Genomic DNA, 996 nt, shown 5'->3' with positions numbered 1-996 from the left:
ACTTTGATGCTAGCGCATCTAGGTCTTTTTTTCACCTCGCATTTGGTATTGCACTTCATGTGTTAATCTAAGCTTATTTTCATTTATTAATCCCACACACTTATGAGAGCACATCATGTTTACACCATCAACGCTATCACCTACTTTCTCACGCGCTTTGCTGAGCACCCTAACGGCCACTATCTTATTTGGTACTGCTAGCCTATCTAGTGCTGCTATATTTAATAAAAACTTACCGACCGATAAAGATGCCCAGCTAAGCGTTGGTGTCAATGTCATGGCGATAAACTCAGCCTACGATTTGGAAGACAGTATTGATGTACGCGTATTGCCGGGTGTCTTTTATGATAATAATAGAGTGTACGCGCGTGGTGCTCAGGCTGGTGCTTACCTTATTAACGACGGCTCCAATCAGCTATCTGCTTATGCTCAACTTTCTGGTAGCGAGTTTGATCCTGATGATGCACGCGGCGCACTCAAAGGTCTCGACAAGCGTAAAGCATCTGCTGATGCTGGTCTCACATACCTGCGCCGTACGCCGATTGGTGGCTTTCGTGCCCAGATTGCAACTGACGTTTTAGATCATAGCGGTGGCAATAGTGCCCGCTTGACGTATCTTGCCAAAATAACCAAAGACAAGTTAACGGTCTATCCAAGTATTGGCTTTGAATATCATGATACTGACTATAATGAATACTATTATGGCGTAACAGATAAAGAATCAGAGAAGACAGGCGTTGCGGCTTACACTTCAAATTCGAGCTTGAACCCTTATATCAATATTAGTGCCAATTATGACTTTAATGAGCGCTGGGCAGGCTTTGCTAATCAAAGCTTGAGCTATTTACCGAATGAGCAATATGATAGCCCAATGGTTGACTCGCGTACTGACTCGACGACGACACTTGGTTTGTTGTATAAGTTTTAATATCTTTTAGAGTCTTAGATTAACACATGAAGTGCAATACCAAATGCGAGGTGAAAAAAAGACCTAGA

The 996-nt window shown here is 42.7% G+C and carries 1 protein-coding gene; it reads left to right on the top strand.

The window, feature by feature from the left end; all coding sequences use genetic code 11:
- Positions 1-115: 115 nt before the first annotated feature.
- Entirely contained in the window at positions 116-928 is an 813-nt protein-coding gene (locus EI162_RS14300; protein WP_192524963.1) for a MipA/OmpV family protein, read from the top strand.
- Positions 929-996: the final 68 nt, after the last annotated feature.

Source organism: Psychrobacter sp. FME6 (genome assembly GCF_014861365.1).
Taxonomy (GTDB): Bacteria; Pseudomonadota; Gammaproteobacteria; order Pseudomonadales; family Moraxellaceae; genus Psychrobacter.
The sequence above is the reverse complement of the archived record's forward strand: the minus strand, read 5'-3'. Positions and strand labels throughout refer to the sequence as shown.

Coding starts and splice junctions, on each gene's coding strand:
- EI162_RS14300 (WP_192524963.1), top strand. CDS start 116: ATGTTTACACCATCAACGCTATCACCTACTTTCTCACGCGCTTTGCTG.